At 53.1% G+C, this 12,355-nt stretch carries 10 protein-coding genes; 8 read left to right on the top strand and 2 right to left on the bottom strand.

Going from position 1 to position 12,355, the window contains the following annotated elements:
• Positions 1 to 244: 244 nt before the first annotated feature.
• Entirely contained in the window at positions 245 to 874 is a 630-nt protein-coding gene (locus ACN0YN_RS30580; protein ID WP_145190941.1) for an ISAs1 family transposase, read from the bottom strand.
• A 65-nt stretch (positions 875 to 939) separates the two neighbouring features.
• Between ACN0YN_RS30580 and ACN0YN_RS30575 the strand changes: the two genes are divergently transcribed.
• The gene (locus ACN0YN_RS30575; RefSeq protein ID WP_278471844.1) at positions 940 to 1,545 is read left to right on the top strand and encodes a hypothetical protein; all 606 of its coding nucleotides are present in this window, start codon (positions 940 to 942) and stop codon (positions 1,543 to 1,545) included.
• 114 nt (positions 1,546 to 1,659) lie between these two features.
• A complete protein-coding gene (locus ACN0YN_RS30570) occupies positions 1,660 to 2,052 on the top strand; it encodes a transposase (RefSeq protein ID WP_261344485.1) in 393 nt (130 codons plus the stop codon).
• Positions 2,053 to 2,212: 160 nt separating this feature from the next.
• Here ACN0YN_RS30570 and ACN0YN_RS30565 read toward each other — a convergent pair whose 3' ends face one another.
• Positions 2,213 to 2,629, bottom strand: coding sequence for a transposase family protein (locus ACN0YN_RS30565; RefSeq protein WP_145190947.1), 417 nt, complete (start codon positions 2,627 to 2,629; stop codon positions 2,213 to 2,215).
• Positions 2,630 to 3,356: 727 nt separating this feature from the next.
• Between ACN0YN_RS30565 and ACN0YN_RS30560 the strand changes: the two genes are divergently transcribed.
• From ACN0YN_RS30560 to ACN0YN_RS30535, 6 genes are all read left to right on the top strand, one after another.
• Positions 3,357 to 4,010, top strand: coding sequence for a response regulator (locus tag ACN0YN_RS30560; RefSeq protein WP_145190950.1), 654 nt, complete (start codon positions 3,357 to 3,359; stop codon positions 4,008 to 4,010).
• Positions 3,988 to 5,505, top strand: coding sequence for an efflux RND transporter periplasmic adaptor subunit (locus ACN0YN_RS30555; RefSeq protein ID WP_145190953.1), 1,518 nt, complete (start codon positions 3,988 to 3,990; stop codon positions 5,503 to 5,505). Before ACN0YN_RS30560 ends, ACN0YN_RS30555 begins: the two co-directional genes overlap by 23 nt.
• Before the next feature lie 93 nt (positions 5,506 to 5,598).
• Positions 5,599 to 8,706 (top strand): efflux RND transporter permease subunit, encoded by a 3,108-nt coding sequence (locus ACN0YN_RS30550; protein ID WP_145190956.1) that lies wholly within the window; start codon positions 5,599 to 5,601, stop codon positions 8,704 to 8,706.
• 36 nt (positions 8,707 to 8,742) lie between these two features.
• On the top strand, positions 8,743 to 9,450 hold the full coding sequence (locus ACN0YN_RS30545; RefSeq protein ID WP_197996800.1) for a ZIP family metal transporter: 708 nt from the start codon (positions 8,743 to 8,745) through the stop codon (positions 9,448 to 9,450).
• Between the two features lie 47 nt (positions 9,451 to 9,497).
• Entirely contained in the window at positions 9,498 to 11,987 is a 2,490-nt protein-coding gene (locus ACN0YN_RS30540; protein ID WP_145190959.1) for a fused MFS/spermidine synthase, read from the top strand.
• Positions 11,984 to 12,256 (top strand): P-II family nitrogen regulator, encoded by a 273-nt coding sequence (locus ACN0YN_RS30535; protein WP_145190962.1) that lies wholly within the window; start codon positions 11,984 to 11,986, stop codon positions 12,254 to 12,256. Before ACN0YN_RS30540 ends, ACN0YN_RS30535 begins: the two co-directional genes overlap by 4 nt.
• The last annotated feature ends 99 nt before the right edge of the window (positions 12,257 to 12,355 follow it).

Raw genomic sequence — 12,355 nt, 5'->3', positions numbered from 1 at the left:
CTTTCTCCAGTGTTTTCCAGGTGACTCCCAACGACTGGCAAAAGAAGAATTCGAGAAGTCGACGCCGACGGACCGTAAGGTGAGTCTGTCTTCGACCGCTCTCCGTCAGAATTGCCCCTTCATAAGGTATTAAGTTGTAAACACCGGTCAGAAAACGTAGCGCCTGCCGGTTGAAAAACGTAGCGCTGGTTATGGAAAGATTCGTCCGATGTGTAGCTTGGAGATTCGGACGAAGATTGGGTCCTTATCTTACTTCGTCTCGTTTGACTTGCTGCTTGAGGTTTTTGTGTGTCGACGTTTCGCGTCTTGCAACCGGTAGCTTATGCGTTGTCGTTCGGATGATCTTGCAAGCCCGCTTCATGCCCGGCCAATCGAAATGCTCGTTGAGCATCGTCGTCGTGATTAGTCTTCGATGTTCAACACGTCCATGTCCCTTACAAAGCGTCGAAGCTTCTTTACGTCCGCTTCCATTTCGCGTCGTTGCCAGGGGGGAAAAGCCTTCGGTTTCAGCGAAGGCGAGTTGAATCTCTTTCAGCAAGGTTGGCTGATTTTCCTTGACAGTGAAAAAGTAATCACCGTCCGAATCAACGGTCTCTTCGCAAATATCTCGCTGGCAACACATGGCGTCTCCAATGATCGCTTTTCCCTTCAAAACAAGAGTTTTGAACAGATCAAAGACAGCCTTCGCTTCATTCGTTTTACAATCAACACGCGTCTGACTCAGCACGCAACCGGTTTGATGATCGAGTGCAGCGAGGAGATGCACTGCGCGTTGATGCCAATACTGTTCGACACGATATTTGCGCACTGTCGCATAGTAGTATAAAATACTGCCATAACGACAGGAATCAGCATGGTTAAGAAACGACCTCATCAGATTGAAGCAAGTGATATCACCGGTCTTAAGTATCTGGATCGGGTCTTCCGCTGTTTAAACGCTTGCGTCCCGAGGGTACAGAACGCGACAAAGCCGGTAATCGGCAACTGTTCTACGATCAGTATTGCGCGCTGCAGTTGCTTTATCTCTTCAACCCGATTGTTACTTCACTACGTGGATTACAGCAGGCCAGTGAACTCAAAAAAGTTCAGAGAAAACTCAACTGTCCACGATCTTCTCTGAGATCTCTGTCGGAGGCAGTTCGCGTGTTTGATCCCGAGCTACTGCGGGAAATCGTGGGCGAATTAATTGAAAAACTGCCTGTCCAAGAGCCTCAGGATCGGCGTCTGCAGGATCTGGCTCAGGCACTGACTGCCGTAGATGGTACGTTCCTCAAAACACTGCCTCAGATCACTCAGGCCTGTTTTTCAACCCGACAAGATAAGGGATGGCAGTTGCATACACATTTTGAAATACTACGGGGAATTCCTGTTCGCATGGATTTGACAGATGCCACCGGTATGAAAAATCAGTACTGTCCAGAGTACTGGAAAAAGATCGTTGCTACATTCTCGATCAGGCATATGAAAAATATGCCCTGTTTAATGAGATTGTTAATGCCGGCAGCAGCTATGTCTGTCGGATCCGTGGGGATCACATTTTTGTAGAACAGGAATCCCGTAAATTAACCGCAGAAGCCCAAGCAGCAGGCATACTGGAAGATCAGTCAGGGTATTTGGGTTCTCCCAAGTCACGGAGAACCCAAATGCCAAGATCATCTGGTGCGGCGGATTACTGTGAAAATTACTCCTCATCCTAAACGGGGAGGACGGAGGTGGGAAGGTGCTACCCAGGACCTGGTTGTAGCCACCAATCTGCTGGATGTACCAGCAGAAGTCATCGCACTGATTTACCAGCACCGTTGGCAGATCGAATTGTTCTTTCGTTTTTTGAAGCATGTACTCGGCTGTCGTCACTTGTTCAGTCAGGATCCACAGGGGGTTCAGATACAGACTTACTGTGAGATGATTGATTGTTTATTGATTAGTCTGATCACAGGTAAAAAACCGACACTCCGAACATATGAAATGCTGTGTTTTTACTTCAGTGGGCTGGCGGATGAGGAAGATCTGATCAACCATATAAACCGCCTGCAATCCCACGAATCCAGATAAAACGAGAGCTCTCGCCTGACTACTGACTGTTGGTGACGAGATGATTCATGCTGCGCAGTTCATAAGATTCAGCTGTCGCATATGAGCCCCATCTAAAAGAGGCTCGTAGACAAAACCTCTGCAAAATACTGCGCACAAAAGTTAAAGTATTAAATCAGAATCAAATGCAAACGGTGGGCTGAACAGTATTGCGTTGATGCGTCTGTAAACTGCCGCACAACGTATTGCCTTCAATGGAAGTTGCACACAGAGAATCATTATCAATTTCGACGCCTTCTAAAGTGCACATCCATTCGCGAATCGCCTGCTCAAATTCTTCTGGACAAATCTTTTTGAGGAGATCTGTGTATGTGTTCGCACACGGTGGAATTCGTTTGAAGCCGAGCCAATGATAGGTACTTCGCTCAAGTTGGCGAACCCATTTCGCAATCATTCGCATACTGCGAATTCCACTAAGTGTTCCGCAAATAATAGCCGCCAGCATGGCATTAAAAGTGTGGCGTTGTCCCTGACGCCCGCGATGGTCGGTGATCTGATCCAAAATGGAAAACAGGTCGCACAAGTCGGCGGGTTGCATCGTATTGCCTCCTTGGTCTTGTAAAAGTTGAACTCCGTTTTGTAACTTTGTGGAAAAATATCCCCAAAACAGGACGTTATTTCCTACCCAGACCTACTACACACATTCAATGCCATATTCTGAGCAGCCCTGGTGAAACCCTACTTCGGTCTTGACACGTCTACTGTATCTTTGTAAAATTCTGATTATGATGAAGAATGGCACTCATATCTTTCAGCATGGATTGGTTTTAGCAGCAGTTTTGTTGTTCGCTATACCACTCGAAGTTTGCTACCATTCCATCACTTCTCCACATTGCTGCCAAAATGCCGAACGTAGCATTCCTTGTGATAGTCCATTATGCGAATGTCATCGAACGACGGTTTTTGCCGCTTTCTTTCAGATTTCTGGTCAGCGAATAGAGCAAAGTGATCTGAGTATAGCCAAGTCGGATGTAACCGAATTATTTGGGGCTTATCTTCAGGAAGATGCTTCTTCCCCTCCACCAACAACGGCACTCGAACGTTGTGTGCTTTTTTCGCGGTTGACTCTGTAATCCTTCGCGAGGGTTATATGTATCCGTGGATTGAACGGTTAGTGTCTCCAAGCAGCATAAGGCTGCCGTCAGCATCGCTTTTCTCTTGTCCGATGCCTCGTGTTTGACGAGCAGTTTAAGCCGTTTTCCCTTCTTAATTGTGTTCAATCATCTTCCTTTGGCACAATAGGGTGCCTGGAATAGGTGTTTTTCATGTTAGTTCTTACCCAAAAGATCTCTGAGGCAACCAAGCCTCCTTCGCTTAGTGTCTCCCGGACTGTTAAGAGTGTTGAAGGCTGGCGTGTGCGTCCGGCTGTTTCTCCACCGAAGGAAATTCCAGTACATAGCCAAGATGTTTCGGCGCGGACCAAGCCGCTGTCGCCCTCTAATGCTGGGATAAATGCTGTCCGCATCTTGGTGGCGGACGCAGATTCTTCTCTTGCCAAAATCTATACGACTCACCTGTCATTATTGGGTTTTGAAGTGACCATGGCTTGCAATGGAGTTGAATGTCTGGCTCGACTCCGCAATCGAATACCTCATCTAATAGTTCTGGATGCCGGGTTATTGTGGGGCCGAGCGACAGATGTTCTGGCTATATTGGATGAGTGTACCGACATTCCTGACGTGCCAGTTTTGGTGACATACGATCACACCTGTGAGCAGGCATTACCTGATGTGCGTTCTTTCCGCGTGAACGATTACGCGGCGAAACCTCTCACCCCGAACCAACTTGCTGAACGCATTCGCGAACTGATCGCGTTTGCGGGCAATTGCGACGAAGATCTTGACTCAGTTGACAATTGCGAAGGGCAATCACCTAAAAGAACTACGGGGAGTGCTCATGATGAACGTAGATCGAATTGAAAACCTGTGGTGTAATAAGCACCGCATGACAGCTTTGATGGGCTACGGCCTTTTGGCCGTCGCTGTAGGCGCAGCAGGCATGTACGCGGTCACGCGAGCTTTTCTGACTGAGCCTGTAAGCGGTGTAGCTTCTACCGAAGCGAGACACGGAGTGGATGACGAGCATGGTGAGGATTCATATGTGGTTACACTCGCAAAAGACAAATGGGCCGTAGCTGGACTTCGCATTGCTGAGGTTGCCAGCAGCAATCTGACGAGGACCGAGTGGATCACGGGCAAGGTAGCCCTGAATGAAGACCGCCTGGCGCATGTTTATTCTTTGGTCGATGGGCAAATTCATGAAGTTAAGGTCCAGTTCGGGGACGACGTAAAGCAGGGACAGGTGTTGGCCGTTATCGACAGCAAAGAGGTCGGCTTGGCCAAGCTGGACTTATATAAAGATCGGCTCGATGCCGAGTTCGCCAAGATCAACTATGAGTTCATGCGAGAGATCAACGAGAACACACAAGCGCTCATCAAAGTTCTAATAGAACGGCCTCCACTGGAGAAAATTGGAGCGACATTTGATGACAAGCAGCTCGGCAAGAACCGCCAGCAGTTGATGACTGCCTACGCGAACCTATATAAATCGCGTGCCGACTACGAGCGACTCACGTCGGTGGCGGAAAGTGGCGTGGTGGCCGGCAAGTTATTGATCGAAGCCAAAGCCCGGTTCGAGGCGGACCAAGCCACATTTCAGTCACTCTTGGAACAATTGAAGTTTACTGCATCACAGGAGGCTTTGCTCGCCGAACAAAAACTTCAGCAAGCCGAGCAGACCGTGGCGGCCAGTCGTTCACGCCTACTCATACTCGGCTACCAGCAAGATGACCTGAAAAGCATTGATCCGATCAAAGAGGGCGAGATGATCGCACATTATGAGCTTCGCGCCCCGTTCGATGGCACGGTAATTGGCAAAAACGTAGTGCTGGCCGAGCGGGTGGGACCCGATACCGAGATGTTTCAGGTTGCTGACCTATCGACGCTGTGGGTGCAAGCAGATATCTATCAAAAAGATTTGCCCAAGACTCGCCAACTCGGTGAAACGCTGCGGTTTCGCTCCCCGGACTCAGACCATCTTCACGAAGCCCGTATCTTCTACACGGGTGATATTCTTGATCCAGAAACTCGGACGGTGCGATTGCGTGCCACGATTGACAATCCGGATCGTCATCTGAAACCAGGCATGTTCGTTGAAATCGCATTGCCGGGAGAAACGCTGTCCAACATCGTGACGTTGCCGGCGTCTGCCATTCAAGAAGTGGAAGGGCATGATGTCGTATTCGTACAGACCGGACTGGAAGCGTTCGAGAAGCGGAAAGTCAAGGTTGGAATGCGCAGCGGCGACACCGTACAGATCCGCGACGGGTTACAACCTGGCAACAAAGTGGTTGTGGTCGGTGGCTTTGCCCTGAAATCGGAACTGATGAAAGGATCGATCTCGCATGGCCATTAAAAGTCGAGAGCATTTTCGTCTACACTCCCTCTTGGTGATTACCTTTCTGCTCTACAATTTTCTGGGGCTCGCTCGCCAGCTTCGGAGCCAGCTATGATCAACAAATTCATCGACGTCTCATTGGACAACCGCTTCGTCGTATTATTGCTGGTTGTATTGCTGATCGCGGTTGGTCTGTCGTCGATGACTACATTACCCGTCGACGCCGTACCTGACTTGACCAACGTACAAGTTCAGGTGTTGACAACTTCGCCTTCACTCGGTCCTGTCGAGATGGAGCAACTGATCACATTCCCTGTCGAAACGTCGATGAGCGGTATTCCCCACGTCGATGAAATACGGAGCGTGACGAGGTTCGGTCTGTCGAACGTGACGATCGTGTTCGAGGAAGGCACGGACATCTACTGGGCACGGCAGCAGGTCAACGAACGATTGACTGAAGCCCGCGGGGAAATTCCCGCTGGGTTGGGAACTCCCACGATGGGGCCGATAGCGACGGGTATGGGTGAAATCTACCAATTCGAGTTGCGCACCAAGCCGGGCTGCGACTACGACCTTCAGGAATTGCGAACGATCCTCGATTGGCAGATTGCCTTTCAGCTGCGCAGCGTGCCCGGTGTCATTGAAGTCAATACATTCGGCGGAGAACTGAAGACGTACGAAGTGCAGGTGAATCCGAATGCCTTACTGAATTACAAGATCCCGCTGAACCGTGTATTCGAGGCTTTAGAGCGCAACAACGCCAACGCGGGCGGAGGGTACATCGTTCATCACGAAGAGCAACGGTTGATCCGCGGCGAAGGGCTCATCCAGTCCCTTAATGATATCGCAGACATCGTGTTGGACGCCCGCGATGATGGCACTGCGGTTCGCGTGCGTGACATTGGCGAGGTGCATTTCGCCCCGCTGCTACGTCAAGGCTACGTCACGCGCGACGGACGCGGTGAGGCGGTGACCGGTATTGTGATGATGCTGATTGGCGAAAACTCCCGCGTGGTCGTTGATCGTGTCAAACAGAAAATCGCCGAGATCGAAAATTCGCTGCCCGAAGGTGTTTACATCGACACATTCTACGACCGCACCGATTTGGTGCGCCGCGCCATCGGCACCGTCACCGAGAACATCAGTGGCGGCGCGATCTTAGTCATCATCATGCTGTTTCTGCTTGTGGGCGACTGGCGCGCCGGGTTGATCGTAGCATCGGCCATTCCGTTGTCCGCGCTCATTACATTCATTTCTATGAATTATTTCGGCGTCTCTGCGAACCTGATGAGTTTGGGGGCCTTGGACTTCGGTATCATCGTGGACGGGGCGGTGGTGATGGTCGAGAATGCGATCCGCCATGTGGGCGAGGCAAAACGCCGCAACCCCGAGTTGAAACGCGCGGGGCTGGACGTGTTTCGCGACGCCGGCCACGAAGTGGGTCGGCCGATCGTGTTCGCGGGCTCGATTGTAATCATCGTCTTTCTACCGATTATGTCGTTGCGGGGGATCGAGGGGAAGATGTTTGGCCCGATGGCCTTTGCGTTCATGTCGGCCCTGGCCGGAGCGCTGGTCCTGGCATTGACCGTCATGCCTGTGTTGGCCTCGCTGTTTCTGGCCCGCAAGTTTTGCGAAAAGGATTCCTTCCTCGTCCGCTGGTGCAAACGGGGCTACGAACCGTTATTGCGGTTGGCGATCCGCTGGCCGTTGGCCGTGTTTCTGATTGCCATCGCCGCATTTTCCATGGGAATAGTGATCGCAATGGGTTTTGGGGCCGAATTCGTCCCTAAGCTGGATGAAGGCGACATGGCGGTGCAGGCAATCCGACTGCCGAGCGTTTCGTTGGAACGCTCGATCGAAATGACCACGGAAATAGAAAAGACGCTATTGGCGGAGTTTCCTAAAGAAGTAGAATCAGTGATCTCCAAGACCGGTCGCCCGGAAATCGCCACCGACCCGATGGGCGTTGAGATGAGCGACATCTTCGTGATTCTCAAACCGAAAGGCGAGTGGCGTTTCGCTAGCAAACCGGAACTGATTGAAGCCATGAAGGAAACGCTGGAAAAAAACATTCCGGCGAACAATTTCAGCTTCACGCAACCAATAGAATTGCGAGTGCAGGAATTGATTGCTGGCGTGCGCTCGGATGTCGGCATTAGCCTCTATGGAGACGACCTGGAGAAACTGAAAGAGATCGGTAACGAGATCGCTGGTGTGGTCCAGCAAGTGCCCGGAGCGGCGGACGTTCAGCCCGAACAGACGGGCGGTTTGCCCTATGTCCAGATGCGCGTTCGACGCGATCAGATCGCCCGGTATGGTATTAACGTCGGGGATGTGCTCGACGCGATCTCAATCATTGGCGGGAAGGAGGTCGGGCAAGTGTTTGAGGGCCAACGTCGGTTTCCCTTGCAGGTGCGTCTGGAGCCAAAATGGCGGAGAGATGTCACGGCGCTTAAGCACATCAAGGTTGCTGATCCCACCGGTCGACAGATACCACTGGAACAGCTTGTTGAGATTGAAGTTGGTCCTGGAGTCGCGCAGATCAGCCGTGATGAAATTCGCCGCCGCTTTCTGATCCAAGTGAATGTCCGCGGCCGTGACCTAGCGAGTTTCGTGGCGGATGCCCAGAAAGCGGTCGAGGAGAAAGTGAAACTGCCACCTGGCTACCACATCGCCTGGGGAGGCAGCTTTAAAAACCTGCGAGAAGCGACGGGGCGGCTGACGATCGCTGTTCCGCTCGCACTGTTACTGATTTGCTCGTTGCTGTACATGACATTCAGGTCCGGCAAGCTGGCCCTGTTGATCTTCTTGAATGTGCCAGTCGCCACGACCGGCGGGATTTTGGCACTCTGGATACGCGGCATGCCTTTTTCGATCTCGGCGGGTGTCGGATTCATTGCCCTATCCGGCATCGCCGTGATGAACGGCGTCGTCCTGATCGAACACGTGCGGCATTTGCGGCATCGGGGCCAAAGCATTAAGGATGCCGTCTACCAGGGCGCGCTGGACCGCCTTCGACCCGTTTTGATGACTGCCACGACTGATGCACTGGGATTCATCCCCATGGCCATCTCAACCAGTTCCGGCGCGGAAGTCCAAAGACCTTTGGCGACGGTTGTCATCGGCGGCGTGATTACGTCGAGTCTCTTGACTCTAGTAGTCCTGCCGGCCATTTACCGCTGGTTCGAGCCGAAAGGCGAAGAAGATGTGGAATTATGAAAAGAGTCGAGAGGCAAGTGCCGGAGAGACGAGTTGATGAGTGAGTTCCTGAAAGTGCTTGGCCTTGCCCTTCTTTCGGCTTTGGGAAATTTTGGGGGAGGCGTGATCGCTGAGTGGTTACATCCTTCGCAGAAGACGCTTAACCGGGCATTGCACGCCGCGACGGGAATCATCTTAGCCGTTATCGCCGTCGAGGTGATCCCCAAGGTATTGGACAAAGCGTCGACTTGGTTGCTGGCACTGTCATTTGTCGCGGGAGGTGCGGCGTACTTGCTCCTGGAAGCTGGAATTGATCGCTGGCAACGGAGCAAACCCAAGGGAGCCGGCACGGGAGCCTGGATGGTGTACACGGCGGTCGCCACTGACTTGTTGGGCGACGGGCTTTTGATCGGCGCGGGCTCCGCCCTATCAGGCCAAATGGGGCTCGTCCTGGCACTAGGTCAGGTCTTGGCAGACATCCCGGAGGGCTTCGCAGTGGTCGCCAATTTTCGTGAGAAGGGCATGGGGCAGACGAAGCGGATTCTGATCTCCGCATCCTTTGCAGTACCCGTGGTAGCAGCAGCGGCGTTTGCGTACTTTGCGCTTCGCGGACAGGGAGAAGCTGTAAAAGTGGACGCCCTCGTCTTTGTGGCTGGCCTTTACACGCTCGCAGCCGTCGAGGACATGCTACGCAGGCCCATGAGAGCTCCGAGGACAGCCGCTGGTCTGCAGCTAGTTTCCTGCTCGGTTTTGCACTTTTCCTAGTCGTCTCACAATCGTTATTTTAGGTACAAAGCGAAGAGAGTCGAAGCATGAGCTTTATGATCGTGAATCCAATGACGAAGAAGGGCGACATCAGAGTCGAAACGACTCAGGCTGCAGACCGCTGGCGAAGTATTTCAGACCTCAAACGTCAACCCGACACATTCAGCTATCTAATATTTTTCTTTTCTGGTGTGGCGGCGCTGGTTTACGAAATCTCTTGGTCGCGCCAGGTTGGGTTGTTGTTCGGCCACACCATTCAGGCTTCGGCGGTCGTGCTGTCGACCTATTTTGCGGGCATGGCGGTTGGTTATCTGGTCGGAGCCAAGTGGTCGTTGCGCGTGTTGCCGTTGTTGGGATATGGAGTCGCAGAACTGGTGGTCGCGGCCTGGGCTTGCTTGATTCCCTTTCTGCTGGCGTGCTCTGAATCACATTCGTTCGCTGCCTTTTTAAGCAGTTCGTCGATCGGCTGGCAATTGACGGCGAGAGTTCTCTTCTGTTTCTTGCTTCTGTTACCGGCGACTACCGCTTTGGGCATAACGCTGCCGATGATGGCGGAGTATCTTTCTCGGCAAAGAAGTCGCGACATGGCCGACCCGACAAATGCTGGCCGCGTGTCGCTGGCATACGCACTGAATACGGCCGGAGCGCTCGTGGGCGTCTTGTCCGCCACCTTCTTTCTATTGGTCGTAGTTGGCGTCCGCACCAGCAGCTATGTCGCGGCCGTCGTTTCCGCCGCGTGTGGCGTGGCCGCGGTCCTAATTGCCAAGAAACAAAAGTCAAGAGTCGAGAGACGAGCATCTGCCGGCTCTGGACAGTCGGCGCGCGACTCTCAGCTATCCTGGTTCTTCGTCGCCGCATTATCCGGCTTCGGAACATTAGCACTCGAGGTTCTCTACACGCGAATGTTCTCGCTGGTATTCCATAATAGCACCTATACATTTGGTATGGTTGTGGCAGTCTTCCTGGCATCACTTGCATTGGGCGCCGCTTTGGCAGCTCGGCTGCAACGACGCTACCGCATCGAGGGTCTGGTTGGATGGTCGGCGTGCTCGGGCGCATTAGCTGTGACGTTTTCTGTGCTCACGTTCGTCGCGCTGACCGGTCTCGATTATTACGATTTCGGCGAGTCGTTCTCCCAGTACATAAGCGGCGCACTGATGTTGGTGATCCTTGTGGTAGCTCCACCGATTACACTGCTCGGCATGTTGCTACCGCTGGTGTGGAAAGCGGCGGGACTTGGTAAGCGAGCAGGCATCGTGGTGGGCCGGTTGACGGCGGTCAACACAATTTCGGCCGCGTTGGGCGCGATGGCCGCGAGTTTTTTGCTATTGCCGTGGCTTGGACTGTGGCAGTCTTTTGTATTGTTGGCCGCGCTGTTTTACGTTGCCGGTTTTGTCTTACTATTGCGCAACGGCAGACTAGTCTGGGCATGTGGAGGGGCCTTGATACTCGTCGCTGTTGCGATGTTTGCGCTGCGTAGTCCCGTTGAAATCAACTATGGAGGCACACAACTTGACGAGCAACTCGTGCGTCGCTGGAATTCCCCCTACGGCTGGATTGACGTGGTGCGGGATGAGAACACGGGGTCATTCAGAGTAAGACAAAACTTGCACTACCGGTTTGGCAGAACTGGCGACAATGCCCGCGAGTACCGCCAGGCGCATCTCCCACTGCTGTTGCACGAGCAGCCGCAGGATGTGTTGTTTATGGGGCTTGGAACGGGCTTGACTGCGGGAGGCGCTATCCCGCACCGCGAAGTCAAAAATGCCGTCGCCGTCGAACTGATTCCGGAAGTACTAGAGGCAGCTCGGCTACTGGCGGAGTACAATTACGGGGTTGTTGACCATCCTAAGGTGGATGTCTGCGTCGATGATGCGCGACACTACCTGCTGGCCACAGACCTCCGTTTCGACGTCATCATCTCCGACTTGTTTGTGCCTTGGGAGAGCGAGTCCGGCTATCTGTACACGGTCGAGCACTACCGGGTGGCCCGCGATCGTCTGAAGCCAGACGGCTTGTTCTGCCAATGGCTGCCGCTCTACCAATTGGGCGCGCGCGAGTTTGAGCTGATCGCCGACAGCTTCGCCAGCGTATTTCCCGTCACGACGATTTGGTGGAGTGAGATGGACGCGTCCAAGCCGGTCATCGCCTTGGTGGGCGGCGACGCCCCGCTGGAACTTAACGCTGACCGGCTCGCCGAACGCCTTACGGCATTAGAGCGAGCGACCACGTCGTCCAACCAGGACTTACGCACTGTCGAGCAGTTCTACGACAACTATCAAGGCGACTGGATGCCGCGCAATCCGTCTCGGCTCAACACCGACGAGCATCCGCGTGTGGAGTTCCTGACGCCCATTTCCAACCGCGATCGCAAGATGATCGTTAGTCTCGCGCTGCTGGAATACTTCGATAATGTCTTGTCTCAACTCCCATCCAGCGCCGTAGCTTTGCACACTGATGGAGAACCAAAATCTGCCACCGCTCGGCAGCGTCGAGCCTGGCAGCGTCTTATCCTGTTTGGAGGAACCATTCCATGAAAGAAGTCAAAGCCGTATTTCAGCCGTTCATGCCCAAGCCGGTGCTGGAAGCACTGCAGAAAGTCGACCATCTTCCGGCCGCCACCGAGACGGAGGTCGACGGCTACAGTGTCGTGCATCCAGACTATACACCTAAGCCAAAGATCATACTGGAGTTTATGGTGCCCGACGACATTGTGGATGCCATCGTCCAAGCTCTTCAAAGCGGGGCACATACGGGCAATCTTGGCGACGGCTGCATTTTCGTAATCGAAGTGAAACTACCGTGAAGATCCGCATCGGCGAGCGAAACGACTCAACGTAGCCGATGATATCAAGCGTCATATTGGTAAAGGCACGCCGAATGGACCATTGTCGTACTTGTTATC

It is taken from the genome of Gimesia sp. (assembly GCF_048260065.1).
GTDB lineage: Bacteria > Planctomycetota > Planctomycetia > Planctomycetales > Planctomycetaceae > Gimesia.
Note: the sequence above shows the minus strand (reverse complement) of the source record. Positions and strands in the feature narration are given on the sequence as shown.

Excerpts from the sequence above, each read along its gene's own strand:
- ACN0YN_RS30580 (WP_145190941.1), bottom strand. The coding sequence starts at position 874 with ATGAGGTCGTTTCTTAACCATGCTGATTCCTGTCGTTATGGCAGTATT.
- ACN0YN_RS30565 (WP_145190947.1), bottom strand. The coding sequence starts at position 2,629 with ATGCAACCCGCCGACTTGTGCGACCTGTTTTCCATTTTGGATCAGATC.
- ACN0YN_RS30560 (WP_145190950.1), top strand. The coding sequence starts at position 3,357 with ATGTTAGTTCTTACCCAAAAGATCTCTGAGGCAACCAAGCCTCCTTCG.
- ACN0YN_RS30555 (WP_145190953.1), top strand. The coding sequence starts at position 3,988 with ATGATGAACGTAGATCGAATTGAAAACCTGTGGTGTAATAAGCACCGC.
- ACN0YN_RS30550 (WP_145190956.1), top strand. The coding sequence starts at position 5,599 with ATGATCAACAAATTCATCGACGTCTCATTGGACAACCGCTTCGTCGTA.
- ACN0YN_RS30545 (WP_197996800.1), top strand. The coding sequence starts at position 8,743 with ATGAGTGAGTTCCTGAAAGTGCTTGGCCTTGCCCTTCTTTCGGCTTTG.
- ACN0YN_RS30540 (WP_145190959.1), top strand. The coding sequence starts at position 9,498 with ATGAGCTTTATGATCGTGAATCCAATGACGAAGAAGGGCGACATCAGA.
- ACN0YN_RS30535 (WP_145190962.1), top strand. The coding sequence starts at position 11,984 with ATGAAAGAAGTCAAAGCCGTATTTCAGCCGTTCATGCCCAAGCCGGTG.